The sequence below is a fragment of the Cyclobacterium xiamenense genome (assembly GCF_900109255.1).
In the GTDB taxonomy this organism is placed as follows: domain Bacteria; phylum Bacteroidota; class Bacteroidia; order Cytophagales; family Cyclobacteriaceae; genus Cyclobacterium; species Cyclobacterium xiamenense.
This window is the reverse complement of the sequence record NZ_FNZH01000008.1, coordinates 1-23,903: the sequence shown is the minus strand read 5'-3', so window position 1 is coordinate 23,903 and position 23,903 is coordinate 1. Positions and strand designations below refer to the sequence as shown.

The window sequence follows — 23,903 nt, the reverse complement described above, 5'->3', positions numbered from 1 at the left end:
TTTTAATTTCTATTTTTAGCCCACTCAGCTACTCTGCAAGAACATAATTATCGGTATCAACGCAAATAACGCCGGGACAAGGATGGCAAAACCTACACCCACTTTCTGGATAAAGGGCGTGTATTTTTTATGGTTGATTCCCAGTGTTTGAAAGGCACTGGAAAAACCGTGAGACAAATGAAACGCAAGAACAGCCATGCTCACTACGTATACGATTACATAAAGGATGTTTTCAAATGCCGCAGAAACCACCGCGTACCCATTTTTATACGTCACCCCCTCGTAGGTCACATACGGTATCTCACCAAACTTGAACTCATACCAGAAGCCCCGTAGATGAATCAAAATAAAAACCAAAATCAACGATCCCAAGATACCCATATTCCGAGAGCTCCAGGTACTATTCGCGGATCCCTTGGTCATTGCATACCCTACCGGTCGGGATTTTTTGTTGTGCCTGGTAAGTATGGCCGAATAGATGGCATGCAACGCAATAAATCCAAAATTGAAAATACTCACCACCCGGATAAGCGGGTTGGATGCCATGGTCTCGGCGTAGATGTTAAACGATTTTCCCTCGTCTGGGAGCAACAATTGCAAGTTTCCGGCCAGGTGGACCACCAAAAACAAAATAAGAAATAAACCCGTCAGGGCCATCAATAATTTTTTACCCAGTGTACTATTCAAGGTTTTGGATACCCAACTCATACAATTTTTCGTTATTACGGTTTGATCTAAATTATTCGATCCAAATTTACATTTGGAATCCGTAGCAAACAATCAAACCCCAACCAATGCTCTTATTTTAAAAGGTTCTAAATAACTTCCCTCGTTTACTTGTGCAGATAACCAGAACGCGGGTTTCTTTGTTTGATAAAAGAAATGAACTTCCCGAATGTAGCATCGAATGGAAAGTCCACAGGGACATATGGAAGCAAGAGGGAATACCGGCACCGATTGTCCAGAAACGCTCCTTCTGTTGTAAATGGTCCATATATGCCGTAAAAACATCCGAAGAGCGAAACGCATGGCTCCTCGGAGGGCTGTTCGGTGAGCTCAAATGGGAATTAATTTGGTTAGAAAATGAAATATTCCTAAGAAAGACATAATTTAGGGTAACCATTGAAAAACCATTATCGTTTTGATGGTAAGTTACGTCCCGGCAATAGCATCGAAAGAGGTATTGTAATAAAGAAAAACCTAATGATTGGAAATCAACTTCGGATCAATTTGCAAAAATCAACCGAGAATACGACTTATTTTCCGTTTATTCTGGGGCTGCTGTTCCTGATGATCGCGACGGTGTCTACCTCCTGGGCCACCCATATCCGGGCCGGGGAGATCATCGCCGAACGAATCTCCACCCAGACATTGACCTACCAGATCACGGTAGTGGGCTATACCGACACCCGCTCTACGGTGGTATTTGGCCCGGGGGAGATTGATTTTGGGGACGGAAGATCCGAGGTATTGAATACCGAAAGTGATTTCAATTTGACCGAAAACCTCGGAAATAATATCGAAAAGAATGTTTTTGTCATCACACACACCTATCAGGGACCCGGCAGCTATACGATTCGGTTTATGGAATTTAACCGAAACGCCAACACCCTGAATATGGATCAGTCCGTAGATACCCCTTTCTATATTGAGACCATGATCACCATTGATCCCTTTTTAGGAGTCAACAATTCCCCCATACTGACCATCGCTCCGGTAGACAACGGGGCGGTAAACCAAACGTATATCCACAATCCCGGTGCGTACGATCCGGATGGCGACAGCCTGGCCTACGTATTGGATGTTCCCAAACAAGCGTTCCAACGAGAAGTCAACAATTACCGGAGCCCTGCGTCGGGAGAATTTAGCTTTAGCCAACAAAATGGGGCCACGCCTCCGTTTTTGGAATTAGACCCGGTGACGGGTGACCTTATTTGGGATGCTCCGGGGATAGCCGGGCAGTACAACGTGGCCTTCCGAATCGAGGAATGGCGCTTGGTGGCAGGCAACTGGGAGCGCATCGGCTACGTGCTTCGGGACATGCAGATCATCATTGAAAATACCGATAACCGCCGTCCCGAATTGATCATGCCGGAGGATATCTGTGTAGAAGCCGGTACAGAGATAACAGAACTCTTTCAGGGAATGGACCCGGACGGTGATCCCATTATGATTGAGGTTTTTGGGGACCCGGTAGAAATCACCTCCTCTCCCGCTTCTTACAGCCCTGAGTCTACCTTTCAGCCGTCTCCGGGAATCGTAAGCTTTCAGTGGCAGACCGTTTGCAACCACGTACGGGCCAGGACTTATCAGTTAAGGGTCCGAATCCAGGACCAGCCGGATTCGGGTCCGGCATTGGTGGACATCAAGACCTGGAATATCACGATAGTGGCTCCTCCCCCCACCCCTTATGCGATCGAACAGCAGCAGGGACGGTCTGCACTATTGGAATGGGACCCCTACGAGTGCTCCAATGCTGCCGAAACCATGCAGGTCTGGCGCAGAATCAATAGTGACCCCTACGAACCCGATTCCTGTGAAACAGGTATTCGGGCAGGATATACGCTCGTGGGGGAAACCGACATGCAAACCTTCGATTTCAAAGACACCAATGGCGGTATGGGGCTGAGTCCCGGAAATACCTATTGTTACCGCCTGGTGGCGGCCTTCCCTTCGCCCCGAAGCGGAGAAAGCTACGTTTCAGAAGAAATATGCATCACGGTAGATGTGGATGTGCCGCTTATAACGAATGTAAGCGTAGAGGAAACGGATACTGAATCAGGGGAAATGCTGATTCGCTGGACTCCTCCATACGATATTGATACCGACCTTTATCCGGGCCCTTACACCTATGAATTGATTCGAAATCAAGGATTTACGGGACAAACCAACCCGGTCTCTCTGACCACCACCGCCGACACGGTATTTACCGATAGCCAGTTAAACACCGAAAACCTGGTATACAATTACAAGGTGGTGCTCTTGTCCGATGGAGAAAAAATTGACACCAGTGGGGTTGCGTCATCGGTGCGGGTGGACCCGACCATCATCAATGAAGCCATTGAGCTCCAATGGCAATACCAGGTACCCTGGAACAACGAGGACGGTACGTTTCCCCATTTGATTTACCGCAACAGGACCGATCCGGAGGCGGCGGATACCGAAACCTTTACATTGATTGCTGAAGTAGATGTGACGACGACCGGTGCGGTATACCTGGACGACGGAAGTCATAACGGCGTTCCGCTGGATACCGAAAAAGAGTATTGTTACTACGTGGTGACCAACGGAAGCTATAACCTGGACATTCTGGAGTATCCCCTTGCCAACAATTCCCAAATCGTATGTGCCCGGCCCGATGACGATAGTCTTCCCTGCCCGCCGGTACTTAGCTATGAGGGGCCAGCGTGCGAAGCATTTCTCGCGGACAAGCCGTGTAACTTCAGTGACTTCTACCACGACCTGAGCTGGGAACCCGATTTTTCTGGCGAATGTGACTCGGAGCTGAATGGCTATCGCATCTATTTCTCTGAGACCGGAGAAGAAGGAACGTTCAATTTTGTAAAATCGGTAGCCGTCATTCAACAGGAAACCCGTATGGAAGGCCTGATGGAATTGAAAGGCTGCTACTACGTCACCGCGGTAGACAGATCGGGCAATGAAAGTGAGCCCAGCAACATCGTTTGTGTGGATAATTGTCCGAATTACGAGTTGCCCAATGTATTCACGCCAAACGGCGATAATATAAACGATACCTTCCAGGCCTTCGACAATCCGTATGAGAAGTGTCCCCGGTTTGTGGAAGCGGTAGAAATCAACATTTACAATCGTTGGGGATCCCTCGTTCATACCTATAACAGCAATTTAGCTACCGAAAACAACATATACATCCATTGGGATGGCAGGGATCCCGAAGGCAATGACTTACCTTCCGGAACTTATTATTACGAGGCGACGGTTTATTTCAATGTATTGGATGAAAGCTTGCGCGTGCGAAAAAGCAAAGGCACCATTCAACTCATGAAATGACGGACCGGACGCCGTTCGGCAAACCACCGCCTGAACAAAAGATTAAGTTTTATTACCTTTGATACCGTAACAGGATAGATTACTATGAAAGCCCAGACTAAAACGACACAAGATAGCCTTACCCCAAACGATGCATTGCGCATGTTAAAGGAAGGCAACAATCGATTTGTTAGCAATCAGCATACCAATAAAAACCTACTCCAGATGGTCAACGATACCCGGGATGGGCAATGGCCCTTTGCCGTAGTATTGAGTTGTATTGATTCAAGAACATCCGCCGAATTGGTTTTTGACCAGGGTTTGGGAGATATTTTTAGCGCCCGTGTTGCCGGAAACGTGGTCAACGAGGATATTTTAGGTAGCATGGAATATGCGGTGAAGTATGCAGGATCGAAGCTGGTATTGGTACTGGGGCACACCAAATGTGGTGCGGTCACCAGCGCCTGTAAAAAAGTCAACGATGGAAACATAACCGCACTCCTTCACAAGATCAAGCCGGCCATTGAGCGCGCGGAGAAAGAAGCAACCGTATCCGCCGATACCCAAGAATTTGTAGAAAAAGTGGCCACCTTTAATGTCTTTGAGGCGATGGAAGAGATTCGCGAACGGAGTCAAATCATCCGTGAGATGGAAAACGAAGGAAAAATCATAGTGGCTGGGGCCGTGTACGATGTAGAGACCGGAGTGGTCAACTTTTTTGACAACTAATCCCGGACGGCTCAGGATATTTTGAGGCAGCTTTAGATAAAGGATTGAGGCTGCCTCTTTTTTTGCTTACCTTTGTATCTTCACCAACCAACGTCCTTTTATTCATGATAGCCTATGTATTTCCGGGCCAGGGAGCCCAATATCCCGGTATGGGAAAAGACCTGTACACCCAAAAAGCCGAAGCTAAGAAAATGTTTGACCTGGCCAACGAAATTTTGGGGTTTAAAATAACCGATATCATGTTTGAAGGGAGTGCGGAATCCCTGATGCAAACGAATGTAACCCAGCCAGCCGTATTTCTCCACTCGGTAATCTCCGCCCTGACCTCCGACACCTTTTCTCCGGACATGGTGGCCGGGCATTCCCTGGGCGAATTCTCAGCACTGGTAGCAAACCGCGTACTTCGCTTCGAGGACGGGCTACAATTGGTTCACCGCAGGGCTCTTGGCATGCAGGAGGCCTGTGAGATCAATCCATCAGGAATGGCCGCCATTCTGGGTCTATCCGACGAGCAAGTCGAAGCAATCTGTGCCGAAATAACAGATCATGTAGTGGTCCCTGCTAATTATAACTGCCCGGGTCAATTGGTGATTTCCGGGAGTCTGGAAGGAATCCAAATTGCCTGCGAAAAGATGAAGGAAGCAGGTGCCAAAAGAGCCCTTCCCTTGCCGGTGGGAGGTGCCTTTCACTCGCCACTGATGGAACCTGCCCGCCTGAAACTAGAGTCGGCCATCAATGCGACCCCCTTCGCTGCGCCCAGTTGTCCGGTATACCAAAATGTAAGTACCACGGCGATAACGGACATCGACACCATCAAAAAAAACCTGAATGCACAGCTTACCGCGCCGGTGAAATGGACGCAATCCGTTCAGCAAATGGTTGCCGACGGAGCAGAAAAATTCATCGAATGTGGTCCGGGAAAGGTGCTGCAAGGATTGGTTAAAAAAATCCATAAAGAGGCCGAGGTAGCACCACTAGACGGATAAGGCAGCCCACCCCTTAGCCATCCGCGTACAAACGGACGGCTAAGGGATCCTTGCAGTCGATCAGCAAATCTCGATTGCTGACACCTAACTCCGGGTGCTGGTAATTCGGAAGTATCTCCGCCAACGGCACCAACACAAACTTTCGGAACGGAAGCTGGGGATGGGGTACCTGCAAGGTGTCCGTGTTGATCACCCGATCATCAAAATACAGGATGTCAATATCCATGGTTCGGTCACCCCATTTGTCCGTCCTCTTTCTACCCAGCTCCTCCTCCACTTGCTGAAGAAAACGTAGCGTAGGCTCCGGTTCCATGTCGGTTTGAACGGCAAGCACCTGATTCAGGTAAGCGCGTTGGGAATTTCCTCCCCAGGCTTCTGTTTCGTAAATCCCCGAAGCACGAACCAGCACCATGTTACCAAGCAAGCGGTTTACCGCCTCCTTTAGTAAAGCAAGCCTTTCCCCCTGATTCCCTCCCAATCCTAAAACCACGCTGTGTATCATCAATTAAATCTACGTCAAAATCAACAGTTTTGCCAAAAATAGGTTATTTTTGAAACTTACTAAAACAGACCGCGTCCATGAAATTTTTAAGCAACGTTTTGGCCGTTATCGTAGGGTTACTGGTCTTTTGGGTACTGGCATTCTTTATCTTTGCCGGCATCATCGCCATCAGTGCCGGTTCCGCAGAGGTAGAAATTAAAGAAAATTCGCTGCTTCACATTCGCTTAAACGGTGTGGTGCTAGTGGAACGTTCTCCAGACGAGGATCTTTCCCTACCGCCGCTTCCATTTGTGGGAACGGTGTCTTCCGTGGGAATCAATCAGGTCATAAAGGCAATCGAAACAGCGCAGGAAAACGAAGATATAAAGGGCATTTACCTGGAAAGCGGGTTGCTGGGAGCAGGGCAATCGCACGTTCTGGAAATCCGCAATGCGTTGAAGGACTTCAGGGAAAGCGGGAAGTTTATCGTTGCGTACGGTGAGTATTTTACCGAAACGGGGTATTTCCTCTGCTCGGTTGCGGATGAAATCTACCTGAATCCAATCGGTGACCTGGAATTCAATGGTTTTGCAGCCACTCCCGTTTTCTTCCGGGGATTGTTGGAAAAAATCGAAGTGGAGCCGGTCATCTTTCGCGTGGGAGAGTTTAAAAGTGCCATAGAGCCTTTTGTTCTGGATAAAATGAGCGAAGAAAATCGGCTTCAAACCAAGGCCTATCTGGAGGACCTGAACGGCATCCTGACCCAGGAGGTGGCCGAAAGTCGATCCCTGGCACCGGAAACCGTACAGGAAATCAACAATAATATGTCCGTCCGAACGAATCAGGACGCCGTTGACCTCGGGCTAATCGACGCCCTCTGGTACGATGACCAGGTCAAAGCACGCCTGCGAGAAAAACTGGGATTGGAAGAAGAAGCCAGTATTAACAGTATCAACATTAGCGGAATTAACCAGACCGCCACTGAAAAAAACCGGCTTTCCCGAAATCAGGTAGCGGTGATCGTAGCGGACGGTGAAATTGTGGGTGGAGAGGCCCCGGATCAGATCGGTTCGGAAGCTTTCTTAAAGGAAATCCGAAAAGCCCGAAAAAATAAGGATATAAAAGCGATTGTCCTACGGATTAATTCCCCGGGGGGATCGGTGGTGGCCTCCGAAGTAATCTGGCGTGAACTATCCGAAGCACAAAAAGAAAAACCACTAATTGCTTCCATGTCAAATTACGCCGCCTCCGGTGGCTACTACATTGCCGCCCCGGCAGATACCATCATAGCCCAGCCAAATACCATCACCGGGTCCATCGGCATTTTTGGCATCACGTTCAATGCGCAGGGGCTCTTGAATAACAAATTGGGAATTACCACGGATGTGGTCACGACCGGTACTTACTCGGATTTTCTAAATCCCACCAAATCCATGTCGGACATGGAAAAAGCCATCATGCAAACCAAGGTAGAAGAAGGTTACGAAACCTTTATCACTCGGGTAGCAGAGGGAAGGACGATGAGCAGAGAAGACGTAATGGCCATTGCCGGAGGCAGGGTATGGTCCGGAGTAGCGGCGAAAGAGGTCGGGTTAGTGGATGTATTGGGAGGCTTGGACGAAGCCATTCGGATCGCTGCCGCAAAGGCTGGTCTGGAGGAGGAGTACCGGGTGGTCTACTACCCCAAACAAAAATCATTTCTGGAGCAATTGATGGAAGATTTCGGCAATGAGGTGCAAGGCAGCTATCAACGAATCAAGCTGGGAGCCTCCTACGAGCTGTATCAAACGATCGAACGACTGAAACGAATGGAAGGCCGGATGGCGCTGATGCCCTTTCTCATGGAAATAGACTGATTTATTTGATTTTAGGTTGAAAATGACGAATTTACGGTTCCATAGAAATGCATCTAATCTCATGAATCCCCAAATTCGCAAATTTCTCCTTTTTTTTCTAACCGGTGTTGTTTTCCAAATCCATGGCTTGCTCGCCCAAGAGTCCTATTCCATTGCCACCTACAATATCCGGTACGATAATCCAGTCGATACATCCAACCATCAACGGGACGAGCAGGACCCGCATCCCATCAACTTGATTCGTTTTCACGAGATGGATATAATTGGCACTCAAGAAGGGCTCTACAGCCAGGTGGAAGATATTCAAAAAGGGCTGGAGTTTCCGTTTATCGGTCCGGGCAACGATACAACAGAAAGTGAGGGAGCGTCTTGCGCCGTCTATTACAACCCTGAAAAATTTAAGCTTTTAGATAAGGGAACCTTCTGGTTCTCGCCAGTTGCGGAAAGCGCCACGCAAAGCCCGGGTGAAGCAGCAAATCGGGTTTGCGCCTGGGGTAAATTCCAATCTCCGGAAGGCGATTATTTTTATGTTTTTAATGTGCACTACAAGCAGATAGGTCCCAAGGCCCGTGTAGAAAGTAGTAAATTACTTTTGAAAAAAATCCAGGAAATAAACAGTGACCACCTGCCCTGTATCGTTACGGGGGATTTTACTGTGGAGGAGAACAATGATGTCTATCAGGACCTCCTTGAGGGACGGTATCCGGAAAAATGGATCAATTTACTGGTGTCAAGCGAAGGCAGTCCCATCCCCTTTTCAGCCCTCGTCAGGAATACTTCAGAAAAAATCCTTCCTCCCCTCGGTTACTTCTATTGAACGGTCCCTACGTATAAAATTACGCCTTGCGTGGCCCAGAGGATCCCGTCTGAAATCGGATATTTTTTTGGAATTCCAACGGTGAAAAAGTATTCCTTCAGGCATTTTTGTGTTATTTTTGCCCCCTAAATTACGAAAGCATGGCACTCCCTACCAAATATAATTCCCAAATCGCTGAATCCAACTGGTACCGCTATTGGATGGAACACGGCATGTTCCATTCCGAGCCGGACGACGATAAGGAAGCTTATTCCATCGTGATTCCTCCGCCAAATGTGACCGGAGTTCTCCACATGGGGCATATGTTAAATAACACCATTCAGGATATTCTGGTACGAAAAGCCCGGATGGAAGGGAAAAATGCCTGCTGGGTACCCGGCACGGACCATGCGTCGATCGCCACGGAGGCAAAGGTAGTGGCCATGCTAAAGGAAAAAGGTATCGAGAAAAAATCCATCAGCAGGGAGGCGTTTCTGGAACATGCCTGGGAATGGAAGGAAAAATACGGGGGCATTATCCTTGAGCAGCTAAAAAAACTGGGGGCTTCCTGTGATTGGGAAAGAACGCGGTTTACGATGGACGCCTCCTTGAGTGAGGCCGTTACAAACGTTTTTGTGGACCTGCACCGAAAAGGCAAAATCTACCGGGGCATCCGGATGGTCAACTGGGACCCCAAAGGGAAAACGGCTCTATCTGACGACGAAGTCGTCTACAAGGAAGTCCCGTCTGCACTCTATCACATTGCCTATGCCATCGAGGGTTCAGAAGAATCACTGACGATAGCAACAACCCGACCGGAAACCATCATGGCCGACGTAGCCATATGCGTCCATCCCGAGGACCCACGGTACCGGCACCTCAAAGGGAAAAAAGCGTTGATCCCCTTGATCAATCGCCCCATCCCCATTATCGAAGACGAATACGTAGACCGGGAATTTGGAACAGGTTGCCTGAAAATCACTCCCGCTCACGATATCAACGATTATGAAATCGGCCTGAGGCATCAACTGGAAGTCATCGACATTCTAAACGATGACGGGACCCTCAATGAAAAAGCAACGATTCTGGTGGGGGAAGACCGCTTCGTAGCCCGTAAAAAAATCGCCGCCCTATTGAGCGAAGCCGGACAGCTGAGCAAACAAGAAGCGTATACCTCCAACGTGGGGCATTCCGAGCGAACCGATGCGGTGATTGAGCCCAGGCTTTCCATGCAGTGGTTTTTGAAGATGGAAGAAATCACCCAACCTGCTTTGCGGGCGGTCATGGATGACGCCGTTCGGCTATTTCCTCCAAAGTTTAAAAACATGTACAAAAGCTGGATGGAAAATGTACGGGACTGGTGCATTTCCAGGCAGCTTTGGTGGGGACACCGAATACCTGCCTATTACCTGCCAAACGGATCCTACGTGGTCGCAAATTCTGCGGCAGAAGCACTTGATTTGGCCAGAACGGAATTTGATGAAACCTACACGGAACAGGATCTGAAACAAGACGAAGACGTCCTGGACACCTGGTTTTCCTCCTGGCTATGGCCCATATCCGTTTTTGATCCGGCGTTTTTCAAAAGCGGCAAAAAAAATCGGGACCTTGCCTATTACTACCCGACCAACGACCTGGTAACCGCTCCGGAAATTCTGTTTTTCTGGGTCGCACGAATGATCATTGCCGGCTATGAATATACGGGAGAAAAACCATTTCGAAATGTCTACCTGACGGGAATTGTTCGGGATAAGCTGGGAAGGAAAATGTCCAAATCGCTTGGCAACTCCCCGGACCCGCTTGCGTTGATTGAAACCTACGGTGCGGATGGGGTGCGGACAGGCATGCTCTTTAGCAGCCCTGCTGGCAACGATCTCCCCTTTGATGAAAAGCTGGTCGAGCAGGGAAGAAACTTCTGCAATAAAATCTGGAATGCTTACCGCCTGATCGAAGGATGGGAAGTAATTCCGGGCAGAAACCTCGCAAACGAAACCGCCATCGCCTGGTTTGAAAGTAGGTTTAACCAATCCCTGGCGGAGCTCACGGATCACTTTGAAAAATTCCGTATTTCGGATGCCTTGATGACCGCCTACAAGCTGGTATGGGATGATTTTTGTTCCTGGTACCTGGAAATGATCAAACCCGCCTATCAGACCCCGATCGATGCACACACGAAAGACCGAACCCTGGCGTATTTCGAACAGCTGCTAAAAATCCTACACCCATTCATGCCGTTTATTACGGAGGAATTGTGGCAGCAAATCGGAGAGCGAAAAGACGGAGAAGCACTGATGTTGTCGGCATGGCCCAAACAAAATGCTTTTGACGAAGGAATTGTTGCGGAAGCGCAGCATATTTTCGAACTGGTATCGCAAATCAGAAACACCCGTGCCGCCAGGGGCATGTCTCCCAAACTGCCTGTAGCTCTGTTTGTAAAAACCAGCAACGAAGGCGTATACGGGCGATTTGAGGAAGTTATCCAAAAGTTGGCAAACGTTTCTTCCCTAACCTTTGGCGAAACGACAGGAAATGCCTTGACCTTTGTGGTAAAAGCAGACGAGTTTTTCATACCGATAGAGGAGGAAATTGATCTGGAACAGGAAAAAGAAAACCTGCTCAAAGAACTGGAATACACCAAAGGGTTTTTGACCTCGGTCTCAAAAAAATTGGCCAACGAAAAGTTTGTCTCAAACGCTCCCGCACAAGTTGTGGAAAAAGAAAAGAAAAAAATGGAAGACGCGCAGTCAAAGCTAAACGCACTTGAAGAAAGCTTAAAGAAGCTGCAACATTAGCCATCTAAAATGCGGTAGCACAGGAGCTGACAAGCAGGGAATTTTCCTGGCGCACTTCCTGAGTGAATCTTCGAGTGTCTAAAACGATAGGTAAAAAAGCGACAGGTCTTTGGCACAATCCGCTGAAGTGACATTCCGTATTACATCCCAAGAAACAAGATCCCGTCCGACTCCGAAGCTATAAGGGCTTCGACAGCAATAGCCCCGGGCGAAAGCCTGGTCCAGGGGCCGGTAAAAGCGATCCCCAACGTCGAGATCTTTGAATAAGAATCGTCCATAAAAAACCGTTACCCAATCACCCCCAATTCCCTTCCTACCTCGGTAAAGGCGGCGATGGCTTTTTCCAGGTGCTGCTTTTCGTGAGCCGCCGACAATTGCACGCGAATGCGCGCCTCCCCTTTGGGTACCACGGGGTAGTAAAAGCCGATTACGTAAATACCCCGCTCCAGCAAGCGCTCGGCCATCTGCTGGGCCAAAGGAGCCTCGTAAAGCATGATGGGGACAATGGGATGCGTCCCTTCCTTTACCGAAAAACCCGCTTTCCGGATCCCTTCCCGAAAAAAACGGGTGTTGGCTTCCAGCCGGTCCCGCAGCTCGGTGGTTTCCGACAACAGATCAAACACCGCTATAGAGGCTCCGGCGATGGCCGGGGCCAGGGTATTGGAAAACAGGTAGGGACGGGATTTCTGACGCAGGAGTTCGACGATTTCTTTTCTGCCGGAAGTAAATCCGCCGGAAGCCCCTCCCAGCGCCTTGCCCAGGGTGCCGGTGATGATGTCTACCTTGCCCATCACGCCGGTCAACTCGTGAACACCCCTGCCCGTTTTTCCCATAAATCCAGTGGAATGGCATTCGTCCGACATCACCAGTGCCTGGTATTTTTCGGCCAGGGCCACGATTTTATCCAATTGGGCGATGGTGCCATCCATGGAGAACACCCCATCCGTCACGATCAGTTTGTGCCGGGCACCTTTTTCGGTGGCTACCTGGAGCTGGGTTTCCAGGTCTGCCATGTCGTTGTGGCGGTAGCGAAAGCGCATGGCCTTGCACAGCCGCACCCCATCAATGATGGACGCGTGATTCAATGCGTCCGAGAGGATGGCATCTTCAGGCCCCAGCAGGGGCTCAAACACCCCGCCATTGGCATCAAAGGCCGCAGCATACAAAATCGTGTCTTCCGTGCCCAAAAATTCCGATATCTTTTGCTCCAGCTTCTGGTGGATATCTTGGGTACCGCAGATAAAGCGCACCGAGGACAGACCAAACCCGTGGCTATCAATGGCTGCTTTGGCCGCTTCGGTTACCTTTGGATGGCTGGAGAGGCCCAGGTAGTTGTTGGCACAGAAGTTCAACACCCGGCTGCCATCGGCTAGCTGTATTTCCGCACCTTGCGGGGATTGGATGATTCGTTCCGTTTTGTAAAGACCGGAATCCTTGAGTTGTTGCAATTCGTTCTGCAATTGCGCCTGTAAGCTGCCAAACATGAAGTCTTTCGTTTTGTGAATTTCTAACCGATGAATTTACTATTTTTAAATAAAAATGACAGCCGATTGTATAAAAATTCTGAAATTGAGGGTTTGAATCGCGCAAATCAAAATAAATCCAAATGGAGAAGGTATTGGTAACCGGAGCTGCCGGGCAGCTTGGGACGGAGTTGACCCAAAAATTAACCGAGTTATACGGGCCGGAGGCGGTGATCGCCAGCGATATACAGCCGGAGGCGGAGGCGAAATTTCCCCATTGTCGCTTTGTGCTACTGGATGTCATGGACCGGGAAGCGCTGCGCAGCTGCATCAAAAAAGAAAGCGTTACTCAGGTCTATCACCTGGCGGCGGTCCTTTCTGCCCGGGCCGAGACCAATCCCCAGGCAGCCTGGCACCTCAATATGGATAGCTTGCTGCATGTGCTGGAACTGGCGCGGGAATGCAAGTTGGACAAAGTGTTCTGGCCCTCGAGCATTGCCGTTTTTGGCCCGGACAGCCCCAAGGTCCAAACGCCTCAACTGGCGCCTAAAGAACCCGTCACCGCCTACGGCATCGCCAAACTGGCTGGGGAACACTGGTGCGCCTATTACCACCAACAGTATGGCGTGGACGTGCGCAGCCTTCGTTTTCCGGGCCTGATCGGGTACAAGGCGCTACCTGGCGGAGGGACGACCGACTATGCCGTAGCTATTTTTCACCAGGCCCTGGCCGGTAAACCTTTCTGCTCCTTTCTAGAGAAAGACACGCGACTACCCATGATGTACATGCCCGATGCCATCAAAGCCACCTGCATGCTGATGCAGGCGCCCAAAGAACGCATCGGCGTTCGTTCCAGCTACAACCTGGCGGCGATGAGCTTCACACCGGAGGAATTGTATCGGGGAATCGTTCCCTATTTTCCGGAATTTCGCATAACTTACGAACCGGATTACCGGCAAGCCATCGCGGCTGGCTGGCCCCGGTCCATCGACGATCGGGAAGCCCGACAGGACTGGAACTGGTCTCCGGATTACGAAATGCCGGCAATGATCCGGAACATCTTGCAGGAACTACCCAAACTACAGGCCGCTACAAACCCAACGAAACCATGAAAAAGCAACGATTGATTACCCTATTCGTGCTGGCGGTCCTTTTTTCTTGCGATGCGCCCACCGAAGAAAAGCGGTACGAGGGAGCCGAACAAGAAGGCGCAGCAGAGCAGGAGGAACTGGTGCTCGACAATACCTTTTCCACCTGGATGCAGTACGAAGGGCTACTTCCCTGCGCGGACTGTAAGGGAATCCAGACCGTGCTCAAGTTGGAAAACAGCCCCAATAAAAAGGAGCGTAGCTACGAACTCACCGAGACCTACCAGGGCACCAAAGACGGGGACCGGGAGTACGTCCGCTCGGGAATATACGAGGTGGTCTACGGACTGGAAAACGACCCCGGTGCCATGGCCATCCGCTTGCTGGACGATTCCGGTGCCGCACTGAAAAGCTTCCTGCAGGACAAAGAGGGAATGCTCCACCTGCTCGATACAAACGAGAAAAACATCTCCGCGGAAGGGACCTATACCCTCGAATTGGTGAAGCAATAGGCAATCGTATCTGCTGCTACCGATCCGGACAGCGCCAGCTACTCCATGGAATCGATACTACCCTTCATTAAGTCAAACAGCACCCTGATCCAGTCCTTGCCTCGGACTTGTTGATAAAAAAAATTTAGCAACGTGTGTAGGCTTCAAGATGCCGGGTTAACCTTTCAATCGTTTGAGTCCATTTTCCGTTATACGTCGGAGTTTGGATCGCTTTTTGACCTTGGGTTGATGCATGGTGATGCAGTGCAGCCCCCCGCCACTGTAGTTGAGTTCGGTAGCTTCGATGGTGACCACTTTTCTGGTTGTAAAAACTTGCTGAAACGCCTTTTTTGCCTGTTCGTCTTTTTGCCGGATAAAATCGGGGTCACCCGCTGTGTGGTAGGCAGGCAGTACGACCAGATTATTGGTCAGCACAAAGTTTAGATAGCTGGTGACGGGCGTGTAGTAAATCGGCTGACCGTTGTAGTGCCCCTGATCAAAAATGATCGGCGCCTGTGGTACCCGGATGATGGTAAACGGGTTTCCATCCTGATCCCGGGCATTTTTCAGGATCCGATAGCTTTCTTCCAACCGCTCGTGCACCACCTGGTAAAAGGGGTCCAGGGAAAGATCTGCCGGATCCACCTGGGCCAGCAGGATGGTTTGGGCATCCGCAAACCGGCAAAACTCATCTACGTGCCAATGCACCCCATTGCCGTAGATATTGTCAATGACGGGTCCGTGATCAAACAGATCGTCTTGCGGCAGGCCCTTTTTAAGCCAAATGACGTTCGTTTGATGCAGCTTTTGCTTGTACTCCGCTTCAATTTCTTCCAGGCTAAGGCCCGGATTGATGTATTTTTCGTGCCCTTCGATTAGAATAATGGTTCCCCGCCCATTGATCTCCCGGCCGCCTCCGGCGCTGTACAGCCTACTCCTCAGGAAAGGGATCCTCATTTTGGTGGCAAACTGTTCGCTGAACAGGTTGTATTCCGGATTTTCCTCGTGGGGATACTGAAACACAACCAATTCTTCCTGACCCTTCCTGTCTTCCATAAGTATCGGTCCGTAATCCCGGATCCAGATATTATCCTTTTCCAATTCGAAAGGGGCCAGACTGACATTTTCCCGGTTGACCTTCCGCGCCGCTAGTAGCGCTTCCAGGTTTTCGGGGCGGTGATTTCGTTGGTTGTAGAACAGCGTAACCCGATCGTCTTTGGCGATCTCCTGAATCAGTTTGAGCGAAATCTCCTGAAATTGAGGGTTCCAACAGATAAAGGTGCTTTCCTGTGGATCAAATTCCGCGAGCGGCCCTGCGGGAGGATTTTCCTGAACGTCCTGCGTGCACGCAGTGAGGAAGCATACGAGACAGGACAATCCTGCCAACAGACAGCGACGCAATCCGTGCATCCCTGTCAATCCGGCCATGGCATTCATATCAGGCCACCGGTTGAAAGCATTTTTTATACATCGTTGGAAAACCAGCTTAACCGATCAAATTTACTAAAGCAAGTTACAACAAGATTCTAAATAAAATCTGAATTTTACGAAGCCCCGGGGAATTACCACGGGGGCCAATGAAAAGGCAACCAATTGCCAGGCACAGCCCATGACCGCCGATGATGGAAGACGAGGACATCCTCCGTGTGAAAGGTTCGCTGACTTGGAAAAGCTTTGCTCCAAAGCGAAACGAGCCATGCCCGAGGACAGTCCGTAGCACAAGGATATTCAGGGGTTCGGGGGCTGCCTTTTTGCCAGAAGTGCAGCGGCGACTCTGGCTTGCGGGGAACGCCTACGTGTAATTTCAGAGGGATTCTGTTTTTTTCTGATAAAAAATTACTATCTTTTTCTCATATTTTTTATACCGATGAAAACCATTGTTTTAAAAAACGCTGTTTTTGAGGGATTGCCGGTGATCTGCCTGGAGTTTCCCTATGATTTTTCTTTAAAGGAGTTGGTCAAAACCTACCCGGAATGTCAGTGGTCCAAAAAGCACAAGACCTGGTGGGTTCCGTATCGGGAGGATCAATTGGATGCTTTGTTGCTGTTTTTCCGCGGCAAGGTCTGGTTAGACTATTCCGGCCTTCGGAAGGTTAAGATCCCTGAGACCTTCGCCGATCTGCCCGTTCTTTCGTCCGCCATTCGATTGGAAGTAAACAAGTTTGGGGACTGGATGCGAAACCGCCGGTATGCCGATTCGACCGTCAAAACCTATACAGAAGCCATGGCTTTGTTTTTCCGGTTTATGGAAAATAAAGAGCCAGTGGCCGTTACCAATGATGATCTGGAACTGTTTAACCGGGACTTTATCATCAGAAGGAAGTATTCTGTTTCCTACCAATCCCAGGTGATCAATGCGTTGAAACTTTACTTTGGCACCTTGGTGAAGAAAAAACTGGACCCGGAAATTATCAAACGGCCTAAAAAGCCCAAGCTACTTCCCAATGTGTTGAGTAAGGAGGAGGTAAAATGGATTTTGGACGCGCACCAAAACATCAAACACAGGGCGATGCTGTCGTTGATCTATGCCTGTGGATTGCGAAGGAGCGAGCTATTGGCATTGAAAATCCCGGATGTCGATGCCCGAAGGGGCTTACTGATCATCCGGCAATCCCAAGACCGAGTGGTACCCCTATCGGAAAAGGTCGTGGACTTGCTGCGGCAGTATTACCGTGCATACCAACCGGAGGTTTTTCTATTTGAAGGTCTGGAAAAAGGCGAAAAATACAGTGACAGAAGTTTGGAGAGTGTATTGAAACAAGCCTTGCGTAAGATTAAGCTCAACAAGCCCGTAACACTCCACTGGCTTCGTCATTCGTACGCGACCCATTTGCTGGAGAACGGTACGGATTTGCGGTACATTCAGGAGCTATTGGGGCACAAGAGCAGCAAGACGACAGAGATTTACACCCATGTCAGTACGCGCTCGTTGCAACAAATAAAGTCGCCATTTGATGATCTTTAACGAAATAATCCGTACTATTAAACCCTGACTGAACGATAAATTCATCAGGGTTATCCACCTAAAATTGGATGCATAACCCTGAATAGGTCAGGTATATATACGAGTTACAGGCAAGGCCATGTACAGTAAGAAAAGGTGGTCCTGATGAAAGCTTTTCAATTTCTGGTGGTGCACGAAGGACCGGATCGGGGCTTTTTCCAGCATCGAGGGCGTGGATAGGTATCCGTTTACGGAGATGGAAGACATACCTGCAGGACAGCAACCCGATACAACCGGTAACATCCGGAAGTGCTGCGATTCGACCGGTGATTTTTCGGTACCGAACAGAAATCCCTTGCGCCGGGCGAGCGGGTTCCGGAAGGTAACGACGTTTAAGGTGGAGAACAGGGCGAACCCGGAACGCCTGGAGGAAGGCTGCTGGAAAAACGCCGAACATCGATATCCAAGAGATGAAAACCGAAAACAGCATCCGTTCCCGTATTGGCCAACCGATCTGGTCCATGACATTTGCGGCTAAACACACCAGTTAGTTTTCAGCATACCGGGACCGAACAACAGAAATAAAGGGAGCCCTGCCTGTAACAATGGCTTGCGTGCATTGGGCATCAAGAGAATAAAATAAAATTTAGTACATTGACTAAAGTTTGGGAAAGCCGGGAGAAAAGCGCTCCGAAAGCGCCCACCGCACGCAAGCCTGGACGTTGCCACTCATTTGAAAAAAAGACTATGACGACAAAATTCACTCTGATTTTAGGGACAATTCTATTCAGTTCCAGTTTAACAGCCCAGACGTTTTCTGAAGACTATTTTGAGTTATTTAAAAAATCATGGGAGAAAGAACCGACCGAAGAAATGAAAGCTCAAGTTCCCCCAAGCGTAGATAGTATGTATCGACAAAGCACAGGCAAAGGATTTTGGGAAATGCAGGCAGAACAGCAAAAACAGTCAACACTGATAAATATTGAGAACTATAAATCAGCTTTTAAATTGAATGAACTTGACATTGACAGCGTGGACAAGTTTGTAATTATTGAAGAATCTGCACGGGGCGGAAATTGGCCACCTGACCTTACGAGAAAAGGATTTGTTATTGTTGACGGACAGACTTTCTCGTATAAATTCAACCCTGAAGCAGAAGTTAATTACAAGTTGACAACGGACTTTTTAGCAAAAGAGAATACGTTTTACGAGTGTAGGCTAATAATTGCGGACTTGGCTAAAGACTATGATATCGAAGGAATTACCACTTTGGCTAAGAAAGAAATGGAACTCGAAGGAATGCAGCCAAAGGTTGAATACGAAATTGTGGTTTACGACCAAACTGCTGAGAAACCGTTACGAATTATTTACCTACACGACTTTATAACCGAAATTGAAAAAAAATAAAAACGAGTGGCAACAACGCATATAGCTTATGGCGGGTAAACGGCTGCCAGAAAGGTTTTCGCTCCGTAGCCAACTTTGGTTTCGGTGGACAGGAAAGTGCTTCGAAACCGCCACAAGCCATATGCAAAACGTTGTAAAGCATTTAAGAAAGTGCTTGAAAGAAAAATTATTCACGACTACTAACTTTAGCTTCGAATGATTGAAATCCTGAGCCTGTACAACAAAATCCATTCTGACGAAAAAAAGCAATTTGAAAGCTCAGTAAAAACCTTTAAAAAGAAAAAAGGGGACTTCCTACTTTTTGATGGTGATGTTCAGGATAGTCTCTTTATGATTAAAAAAGGCGTAACCTTTCTTTATGATGACACAGGTAGAGATCGTAGAATATTAGACTTTTTTTATAATAATCGTTTTTGTGCAGATTTCATTTCATTCACGAATCAAAGTGCATCAAAGTATTGTATTGAGTGTTTGAGCAACTGTATTATAGAAAGTATTTCTTACGATAGTTTACAAAAGGCTTTTAATCAGTCCAAAGCTATTGAAACGGCATACAGGGTTCTACTCGAGAAAATGCTTATTGCCTCAATATTGCAAAATGTCAATCAAAGGGAGTTAAGTATGGAAGATCGGTTTAAACAAATAATGCACCGTAAGCCCGAACTCTTTAAAATGATACCTCATAAGTACATTGCATCATATGTCAACATAGATGTGACCAACTTCAGTAAGTTATATAACAAACATTGCGTAAGAAATGGGTTGCTATACAAGTAGCAATTTCTTTTCGCTTTTAATTGGTTTAAACCAACATTGATAATTTTCTTTAAATCTATTTTTGAAATTTAAATTAATGGTAATATAATGAAATGGAATAAAGGCCGTGGTAAACTTGGAACCTTTGCCCCGTTACTGGGAAAATGGATTGCAAATGAAGGCAGTGCTGAAGAACAAAAGCCCGAATGTCAAAGAAGCTTTGAATATGTTTTGGATAACAAGTTCATAAAACTTGAAGTACTCTGGAAACTTAAAAACAAGGATTATCTGGATCATACGCTGATTGGATTAAATGAAAAGAAAGAGATATGCTTTTGGTCATTTACCTCAGATGGTAAGAACTCTCATGGTGTTCTAACCGATGTGAGTGATATCCATCCAGAAGCAATAGGTTTTGTGGCTGAAATGCCTGCTGGAACAGCCAGACAGGCTTATTGGCCAGACGAGGAAAATGGCTTCTTTTGGGTTGTCGAATCGCAGACAAAAAAGGGTTGGAATAGGTTTGTTCAGCAACATTTCAAACTAAAGAAATGACAGTTTTACGATTAATAATAGGTGTTTTTATAGGGCTAATTGCCATAACCTTGGTAGCTGAATCAATTGAATTTGTCACTGTTAAAATCATTTCAGGGAAGAAGTTCACGGAATTAACTACCAATGAAACAGGCTATTTTGAGGTCCGCAATACCACTGGGGTACTATTTTTTAAAGTCATATACTCATTATTAGCTGGAACTATTGGCGGATTCTTAACATCACGAATTAGTTCAGAAAAACCACAGTTGGCAATTTTCCTGTTAATGGGAATTCAGGTCATATCACTAATTTGGGCAGGATTCTTTTCAGAATTGAGTCAAACAGGCCCCATTTGGATGTGGATTTACCTAATTGTAATTATTCCATTAGGAATTTTCTTTGGTCATATAATTCTTTTAAAAATGAATAACGCTTTACAACAAAGCGTATAATGCATACCCTTCGGGATACGCACCATACACAAAACGTTAGCAATTATTTAAAATGAAGACAGAAAGACGATACGATATTGACTGGATTAGGGTAATAGTGTTTGATATATTAATAATTTTTCATGTTGGAATGTTTTTTTCACCTTGGGAATGGCATATAAAAAATAATGAAATTGTGAATTGGCTTAACTATCCTATGGGTTTTACAAGTTATTGGAGAATTCCAATTTTATTTATTGTATCTGGAATGGGAACAAGATTTGCGTTTTCAAACAAAACTGGCAAATCATATATTTATGAACGTATTAGCCGATTATTTTTACCTCTGATAGTAGGAATGCTGATAGTGGTACCACCACAAGTTTATTTGGAAAGATTAACACAGGGTCTTGATTTCCATAACTACTTTGATTTTTATCCCCATTACTTCGAAGGTGTTTATCCGAGTGGTAATTTTAGTTGGCATCATTTATGGTTTTTGCCTTATCTTTTGCTTATGTCAATAGTTGCCACCCCATTATTTTTGTACTTAAGAAAGGAGAAAAGATTTCTAGTTGAGAAATTTAAAAGCTTAATTAATAAATATTCCGTTAGTCTGTATTTGCTCATCGTGCCTTTTATACCAATAGAATTACTTTTTGAAAATAAATCAATGACACATGCTTTATTTGGAGATTGGTATGCGCTTGTATTTTATTTTGTGTTTTTTATTTCAGGCTATCTTCTGATAAGCATTAAATCTTCATTTTGGAATGCGGTAATTAGAATTAGACATTTGACACTTATTATCGGAGTATTGTCATTTTCAATTATCGTAATATTTGACATTAACCGCTTAATATTTAGCATGGTTAAAATAGTAAATATTTGGAGTTGGATTTTAGCAATATTTGGTTTTGCAGCAAAATATTTAAATAGACAAAGTTCTCTTATAAAGTATAGAAATAAAGCAGTGTATCCCTTCTACATATTGCATCAGACAATAACTATAATTTGTGGCTATTTCTTGATTAATATTGACCTGCATTATTCTTTAAAAATGGCAATAATGATAGTGGCAACATTTGGTGGCTCTTGGCTGATATATGAATTTATTATTTTGAAAATACCGATAATACAGCCTTTATTTGGAGTAAAAAGAATAAAGACAATTGCTAACAAAGCGTAAAACCAATTGCGCAACAGGCGTTTAGCAGCCTTTCTCACTGATTAATTATTTTTGTACCTTTACGGGTAGGGTTGGCGTAGGCTCGCAACTGGTCATACGCTAGCCGTTGGGCTTAATATAAAAATGACAATAGACACTTTTGAAATATCAGAAAGCCAGGTTAATCAGATTCTTCAGATTCATGAAGGACACTTTTCCGATTTAAAGAGAAAGGAAATTAAACCTGCAAAACTGACACAGACGCTATCCGCGTTTGCAAACGCTGACGGAGGAGAGGTTTATGTAGGTGTTGGTGAACTAGAAAAAGGAGAAAGTCTCAAAGAACGCTTTTGGGATGGTTTCAAGACCCCTGAGGATGCAAATGGCCACCTTCAAACTATTCAGGAGTTCTTTCCTTTTGAGCAATATATCAATGTTTCGTTTTTGGGTTCAATAAAATTGAACGGGTTTGTACTCCACATTCAAGTTCATAAATCAAAGGAGATATTGACAGCTTCAGACGGTTCGCCATATGTTAGAAGAGGAGCTCAAAACATTCCGGTTAAAAGTCATGAAGACTTAAAAAAATTAGAATTCGATAAGGGAACAGTTTCATACGAACAACAAGTTTTAAACTTACCTGTAGAGATGCTAACTGAATCCGAAGTGATTAAAACTTTCATATCACAAGTTATTCCAAGCTCAACCCCTGATGCTTGGTTAAGAAAACAACTTCTGATACAATCTAATAAACCGACAGTCGCAGGCATTCTCCTATTTGCAGACGAACCTCAGGCAGCATTACCAAAACAAAGTGGCATTAAAATCTTTAGGTATAAAACAAGAGATAAAGAAGGGTCTAGGCAAACGCTAGCGTTCGATCCGATGACTATAGAAGGCAATATCTACGATCAAATTAAAAAAGCTGTCAATTTCACGGTCAAAACAGTAGAGGATATTAAAATTTTGGGAGAGAAAGGTTTCGAAAACATTTCGTATCCCGAGGAAGCTGTTCACGAAATTGTTACGAATGCCGTACTACATAGAGATTATAGTAAAACCTCAGATGTACAAATAATCATTTTTGACAATCGAATTGAAATTCTAAGTCCTGGAAAACTTCCAGGTCACATTACGACTCAAAATATACTCGAAGAACAACTGGCAAGAAATGGGGCGTTGGTCAGGCTCATTAACAAGTTTCCTGATCCGCCCAATAAAGATGTTGGCGAAGGGTTAAACACTGCATTTCATGCAATGAGGAAACTGAGATTGAAGGAGCCTGAAATCGAAGAAACTGTTTCTGGATTAAAAGTCACTATTTACCATGAACCACTTGCCTCACCAGAGGAAATCGTGATGAAGTATCTTGACTCTAACGAAGAAATATCGAATTCAATCGCAAGAGAGCTATGTGGAATCGATTCTGAAAATGAAATGAAGCGTGTTTTTCAAAAGCTTCAAGCCGCTAACCTTCTTGAAAGGACCCCTAGTAAAAAAGGAAGTGCTTCAACATGGAGAAAGCCACAAAATGAACAAGACATAAGTGGTGAACAAATGAGTTTATTTTAAAAAATACTAAGCCCAACAACACCTATACGCAATGCCCTACGGGACACTGCACATAGCCAAACCGTTATGGGCAATTCTTTGTAACCGGTTAACTGGGTTCCGCTATAGGAGTTGAAGATACTAGCTTTATTGATATTATCCGATTGAGTTGTCGAGTCATATAGCGGATTACATAGTTTGTTGATTAAGATGGATAAGGTGCATGGTATAGAATTTATAGTTGAATATTAAATTAGATGGAAAAAAACCAAACCCACATAGTATTTGGATACCAAGAACAACTAAAATGCAATATAGAACTTAGGCCATATATTGGGAAAATAGTTTCTCTGAGGGATTATCTACAAATAGGGCCATTATATAATCTACATGAATTTGAAGGAAAATATCATAGGCAG

At 46.2% G+C, this 23,903-nt stretch carries 20 protein-coding genes; 16 read left to right on the top strand and 4 right to left on the bottom strand.

All coding sequences use genetic code 11. The features are described 5' to 3' along the window. Positions 1–24: 24 nt before the first annotated feature. Complete coding sequence (locus BMW71_RS19140) at positions 25–708, bottom strand: succinate dehydrogenase cytochrome b subunit (protein WP_092177705.1); 684 nt, start codon at positions 706–708, stop codon at positions 25–27. A 582-nt stretch (positions 709–1,290) separates the two neighbouring features. On the opposite strand from BMW71_RS19140, the gene BMW71_RS19130 reads away from it, so the two are divergent. The 3 genes from BMW71_RS19130 to fabD all read left to right on the top strand — a co-directional run bounded on the left by BMW71_RS19130 (position 1,291) and on the right by fabD (position 5,723). Further along, positions 1,291–4,029, top strand: a complete 2,739-nt coding sequence (locus BMW71_RS19130; RefSeq protein ID WP_092177934.1) for a T9SS type B sorting domain-containing protein — start codon at positions 1,291–1,293, stop codon at positions 4,027–4,029. Between the two features lie 84 nt (positions 4,030–4,113). Next, entirely contained in the window at positions 4,114–4,737 is a 624-nt protein-coding gene (locus BMW71_RS19125) for a carbonic anhydrase family protein (protein ID WP_092177701.1), read from the top strand. 104 nt (positions 4,738–4,841) lie between these two features. Then, positions 4,842–5,723: an ACP S-malonyltransferase gene (fabD, locus tag BMW71_RS19120; RefSeq protein ID WP_092177699.1), complete on the top strand. Its 882-nt coding sequence runs from the start codon at positions 4,842–4,844 to the stop codon at positions 5,721–5,723. Between the two features lie 13 nt (positions 5,724–5,736). On the opposite strand, the gene folK is transcribed toward fabD, so the two are convergent. Next, the gene (gene folK, locus BMW71_RS19115; RefSeq protein ID WP_244891230.1) at positions 5,737–6,225 is read right to left on the bottom strand and encodes a 2-amino-4-hydroxy-6-hydroxymethyldihydropteridine diphosphokinase; all 489 of its coding nucleotides are present in this window, start codon (positions 6,223–6,225) and stop codon (positions 5,737–5,739) included. A gap of 77 nt (positions 6,226–6,302) precedes the next feature. On the opposite strand from folK, the gene sppA reads away from it, so the two are divergent. From sppA to BMW71_RS19100, 3 genes are all read left to right on the top strand, one after another. Then, on the top strand, positions 6,303–8,060 hold the full coding sequence (gene sppA / locus BMW71_RS19110) for a signal peptide peptidase SppA (RefSeq protein ID WP_092177697.1): 1,758 nt from the start codon (positions 6,303–6,305) through the stop codon (positions 8,058–8,060). 61 nt (positions 8,061–8,121) lie between these two features. Beyond that, on the top strand, positions 8,122–8,877 hold the full coding sequence (locus BMW71_RS19105) for an exonuclease/endonuclease/phosphatase family protein (protein WP_092177695.1): 756 nt from the start codon (positions 8,122–8,124) through the stop codon (positions 8,875–8,877). 140 nt (positions 8,878–9,017) lie between these two features. Further along, positions 9,018–11,648, top strand: a complete 2,631-nt coding sequence (locus BMW71_RS19100; RefSeq protein WP_092177693.1) for a valine--tRNA ligase — start codon at positions 9,018–9,020, stop codon at positions 11,646–11,648. Positions 11,649–11,935: 287 nt separating this feature from the next. Here BMW71_RS19100 and kbl read toward each other — a convergent pair whose 3' ends face one another. Beyond that, complete coding sequence (kbl, locus tag BMW71_RS19095; protein WP_092177691.1) at positions 11,936–13,132, bottom strand: glycine C-acetyltransferase; 1,197 nt, start codon at positions 13,130–13,132, stop codon at positions 11,936–11,938. A 122-nt stretch (positions 13,133–13,254) separates the two neighbouring features. On the opposite strand from kbl, the gene BMW71_RS19090 reads away from it, so the two are divergent. Then, positions 13,255–14,223, top strand: a complete 969-nt coding sequence (locus BMW71_RS19090) for an NAD-dependent epimerase/dehydratase family protein (protein WP_092177689.1) — start codon at positions 13,255–13,257, stop codon at positions 14,221–14,223. Further along, a complete protein-coding gene (locus BMW71_RS19085) occupies positions 14,220–14,711 on the top strand; it encodes a copper resistance protein NlpE N-terminal domain-containing protein (protein WP_092177687.1) in 492 nt (163 codons plus the stop codon). Before BMW71_RS19090 ends, BMW71_RS19085 begins: the two co-directional genes overlap by 4 nt. A 156-nt stretch (positions 14,712–14,867) precedes the next feature. Here BMW71_RS19085 and BMW71_RS19080 read toward each other — a convergent pair whose 3' ends face one another. After that, a complete protein-coding gene (locus BMW71_RS19080) occupies positions 14,868–16,127 on the bottom strand; it encodes an agmatine deiminase family protein (RefSeq protein WP_092177685.1) in 1,260 nt (419 codons plus the stop codon). Between the two features lie 430 nt (positions 16,128–16,557). On the opposite strand from BMW71_RS19080, the gene BMW71_RS19075 reads away from it, so the two are divergent. The 8 genes from BMW71_RS19075 to BMW71_RS24155 form a co-directional block, all read left to right on the top strand. Beyond that, positions 16,558–17,655, top strand: coding sequence for a tyrosine-type recombinase/integrase (locus tag BMW71_RS19075; RefSeq protein WP_092177683.1), 1,098 nt, complete (start codon positions 16,558–16,560; stop codon positions 17,653–17,655). A 633-nt stretch (positions 17,656–18,288) separates the two neighbouring features. Further along, positions 18,289–19,041 carry a hypothetical protein gene (locus tag BMW71_RS19065; RefSeq protein ID WP_092177679.1) on the top strand — a complete coding sequence of 251 codons (753 nt, stop codon included), beginning with the start codon at positions 18,289–18,291 and terminating at the stop codon, positions 19,039–19,041. Positions 19,042–19,236: 195 nt separating this feature from the next. Then, positions 19,237–19,818, top strand: coding sequence for a Crp/Fnr family transcriptional regulator (locus BMW71_RS19060; RefSeq protein WP_092177677.1), 582 nt, complete (start codon positions 19,237–19,239; stop codon positions 19,816–19,818). Between the two features lie 87 nt (positions 19,819–19,905). Then, positions 19,906–20,352: a hypothetical protein gene (locus tag BMW71_RS19055; RefSeq protein ID WP_092177675.1), complete on the top strand. Its 447-nt coding sequence runs from the start codon at positions 19,906–19,908 to the stop codon at positions 20,350–20,352. Then, positions 20,349–20,786 (top strand): hypothetical protein, encoded by a 438-nt coding sequence (locus tag BMW71_RS19050; protein WP_092177673.1) that lies wholly within the window; start codon positions 20,349–20,351, stop codon positions 20,784–20,786. The genes BMW71_RS19055 and BMW71_RS19050 overlap by 4 nt, the downstream gene beginning before the upstream one ends. 52 nt (positions 20,787–20,838) lie before the next feature. Further along, positions 20,839–21,954 carry an acyltransferase family protein gene (locus tag BMW71_RS19045; protein ID WP_092177671.1) on the top strand — a complete coding sequence of 372 codons (1,116 nt, stop codon included), beginning with the start codon at positions 20,839–20,841 and terminating at the stop codon, positions 21,952–21,954. 123 nt (positions 21,955–22,077) lie between these two features. Further along, positions 22,078–23,505: an ATP-binding protein gene (locus BMW71_RS19040; RefSeq protein ID WP_092177669.1), complete on the top strand. Its 1,428-nt coding sequence runs from the start codon at positions 22,078–22,080 to the stop codon at positions 23,503–23,505. Positions 23,506–23,741: 236 nt separating this feature from the next. Continuing rightward, positions 23,742–23,903: DUF1835 domain-containing protein (locus BMW71_RS24155; RefSeq protein WP_143057694.1), on the top strand; the 162-nt coding region annotated here is incomplete at its 3' end.

Bases quoted from the DNA above. Each gene is read 5' to 3' on its own strand.
- BMW71_RS19080 (WP_092177685.1), bottom strand. From the start codon at position 16,127: ATGAATGCCATGGCCGGATTGACAGGGATGCACGGATTGCGTCGCTGT.
- BMW71_RS19075 (WP_092177683.1), top strand. From the start codon at position 16,558: ATGAAAACCATTGTTTTAAAAAACGCTGTTTTTGAGGGATTGCCGGTG.
- BMW71_RS19085 (WP_092177687.1), top strand. From the start codon at position 14,220: ATGAAAAAGCAACGATTGATTACCCTATTCGTGCTGGCGGTCCTTTTT.
- BMW71_RS19045 (WP_092177671.1), top strand. From the start codon at position 20,839: ATGAAGACAGAAAGACGATACGATATTGACTGGATTAGGGTAATAGTG.
- sppA (WP_092177697.1), top strand. From the start codon at position 6,303: ATGAAATTTTTAAGCAACGTTTTGGCCGTTATCGTAGGGTTACTGGTC.
- BMW71_RS19105 (WP_092177695.1), top strand. From the start codon at position 8,122: ATGAATCCCCAAATTCGCAAATTTCTCCTTTTTTTTCTAACCGGTGTT.
- BMW71_RS19090 (WP_092177689.1), top strand. From the start codon at position 13,255: ATGGAGAAGGTATTGGTAACCGGAGCTGCCGGGCAGCTTGGGACGGAG.
- BMW71_RS19060 (WP_092177677.1), top strand. From the start codon at position 19,237: ATGATTGAAATCCTGAGCCTGTACAACAAAATCCATTCTGACGAAAAA.
- BMW71_RS19040 (WP_092177669.1), top strand. From the start codon at position 22,078: ATGACAATAGACACTTTTGAAATATCAGAAAGCCAGGTTAATCAGATT.
- BMW71_RS19050 (WP_092177673.1), top strand. From the start codon at position 20,349: ATGACAGTTTTACGATTAATAATAGGTGTTTTTATAGGGCTAATTGCC.
- BMW71_RS19140 (WP_092177705.1), bottom strand. From the start codon at position 708: ATGAGTTGGGTATCCAAAACCTTGAATAGTACACTGGGTAAAAAATTA.
- folK (WP_244891230.1), bottom strand. From the start codon at position 6,225: ATGATACACAGCGTGGTTTTAGGATTGGGAGGGAATCAGGGGGAAAGG.
- BMW71_RS19130 (WP_092177934.1), top strand. From the start codon at position 1,291: ATGATCGCGACGGTGTCTACCTCCTGGGCCACCCATATCCGGGCCGGG.
- fabD (WP_092177699.1), top strand. From the start codon at position 4,842: ATGATAGCCTATGTATTTCCGGGCCAGGGAGCCCAATATCCCGGTATG.
- BMW71_RS19100 (WP_092177693.1), top strand. From the start codon at position 9,018: ATGGCACTCCCTACCAAATATAATTCCCAAATCGCTGAATCCAACTGG.
- BMW71_RS19125 (WP_092177701.1), top strand. From the start codon at position 4,114: ATGAAAGCCCAGACTAAAACGACACAAGATAGCCTTACCCCAAACGAT.
- kbl (WP_092177691.1), bottom strand. From the start codon at position 13,132: ATGTTTGGCAGCTTACAGGCGCAATTGCAGAACGAATTGCAACAACTC.
- BMW71_RS19055 (WP_092177675.1), top strand. From the start codon at position 19,906: ATGAAATGGAATAAAGGCCGTGGTAAACTTGGAACCTTTGCCCCGTTA.